This window comes from Actinomadura geliboluensis, assembly GCF_005889745.1.
GTDB classification, from domain to species: Bacteria; Actinomycetota; Actinomycetes; order Streptosporangiales; family Streptosporangiaceae; genus Spirillospora; species Spirillospora geliboluensis.
The window spans coordinates 1-2,065 of the sequence record NZ_VCKZ01000694.1 but is presented as its reverse complement, the minus strand read 5'-3'; the positions used below and the strand labels follow the sequence as shown (position 1 = coordinate 2,065).

1 pseudogene is annotated in these 2,065 nt (G+C 66.9%); it reads right to left on the bottom strand.

The window, feature by feature from the left end:
• Positions 1–1,938 (bottom strand): annotated as a pseudogene (locus ETD96_RS43570) (hypothetical protein); the annotation flags it as partial.
• Positions 1,939–2,065 lie beyond the last annotated feature (127 nt).

Here is a 2,065-nt window from a genome sequence, read left to right as displayed (position 1 = left end):
GCCCAACGTCGCCCCACCGTGCAGCCACGCCGGCCGCCCCGGACCCGTCGAGGTCACCTCGGTCGACCCGGCGCCCTCGTCCATCGTGAACGTGGCCACCGGCTCGGTGCCGGTATTGGCGCGGAACTCATACGAGACCGTGGACCCGTTCTGGTTGGACGGCGCGAACGCCTGCACGGTCAGCACGTTCGGGCCCGAGCGGGTCGGGGCGATCTGTACCTGTCGGGCGGCGCCGGCGGTGGTGGTCACCGTGCGGTCCGGTTCGTCGTTGAGGGTGATGACGTACCGGTCGGCGACACCTTCGGAGTCGGAGATGGTGAACGTCCCCGCCTGCCCGACGCTGCCGTACCAGGCGTCATCGGCGGGATAGTCAGTGGACGCGATGACCGGCTCACCAGGCTCGGCCGGATCGTAATAGAAGTAGCAAGCTGTCTGGGCTCCGTCCGAAGCCCACGGCCCGTACTGCTCACCGTCATATGCCTTGACATTCCATGCGATCAGAGTGCCCTGCGGCATATCAGGCGGCAACGACATTTCAAACCGAGTATTCGACGTCTTCGCCGGCGTGAGTCCCGAGTACCACCGCCCGATGAATCCCTTGCCGTCACCAGCATCCCAACTCAACGAGAACAGGCCTTGCACCTTGTTCTTGTCCTCGGTGTCGGGGTCCTTGAGGTAGGCGTACACGGTAGAGATGTCATTGACCGTCTTAGCCTGTTCCCTGGGCAGGCACTTGGTGCCGGGGTTGGCGAACATCGTATCGGTGTCAGGCTGCAGCGGCGGATTGTTGTACTGCACCTTCAGGTAGGCGTCATCGGCGAACCGCTTCCACCAGTCCATCGTCGACTCGCTGTAGGCCCGCAACCCGAACGTGATCGTCGAGTAGCCGTTGTTAACCGCGCTCTGTACATGCGACCGCAGCTTGGCCCCGCCGAACTCCACCGGCGCCCTGGAGCAGTACGCCACATCCCGCGAGGTCAGATGCTCCAGCCACACCGACGAGGTGTTGGTGTTGCTCCAGGTCGCCGACGACTTCAGTGCCGTGGTCCGCCACAACTGCACCGACGTCGGATTGCTGCAGTTGTACGCACTGGTCTCGAACGCCGTGAACTCCACGTTCTGGATGTAGCGGCCCTTGATCGACGGCAGCGGCATCCGGAAGAACAACCGCTTGGTCTGGTTCTTCACACAGTTGGGATCCTTGGCCACCTCGCAGCGACCCACACCCTCAGTCGACTTGCCATCGAACTTGTAATACGACTCATCCGGCCACCCCGACGACACCATCCCCCAACTGGTGGCCTTACTGGTCGTCCACACCGGATCGATGAACACCGGGAACCGGGTATCGGCAGCGGTGAGCAGTTCACGGTCGGGGGTCAGCGTCAGCTTCCCCTTGCCGACCGCCACACCCAGCCGGGCGGTCTTGGCGCCGTCGGCCGGGCCCTCGGCAGGGTCGGCAGCCGGGTCCGCGGCACGCGCCCGCGAAGCCTTCGGATCAGCCTGGGAGGAGTCCCACATGCGCGCGGCCGGTGCTTCGAACACCGCCGAACCCGACCCGCTGTCGGCCGCGGTGAGCACCCCGTTTTGCGCCTCTCGGACTGTGAGGCGGTCGTCTGAGACCTTCAACGCCAACTCCGCCACGCGGGGGTCCTTGGCCGCCTCCGGCGTCTTGACCACCAGGACGTGGGAGAAGCCGTCCGCGCGGGCCTGCAGCCGCAGGTCCACATCCGGGCCCGCCACACCCGCGTACACCGCGGTGTCGCCCTCCAGCACCGGCTCGGGCAACCGTCCCGGCCACGACAACGCCAGCCGGTGCCCGGCCCGGGTCATCTGCACCATCGGGCCGTCCCCACCGGCCGAGAACACCAGCCCGACCGTGGACGCCGCCGGCACCACCCCACCGCCCGAGCGGCGCAGCGTGGTATCGATGTCCACCCACTTGCCGCCCCGGCGGGTCCGAACAGGCTGCAGCCGCTGCTCGACCTCGATCCGCCCGTTCGGCAGCGCCCGCACCGTCCGCGACTCACCCCGCTGCGACAAGATCTCCACCGGCCTGCCCGAC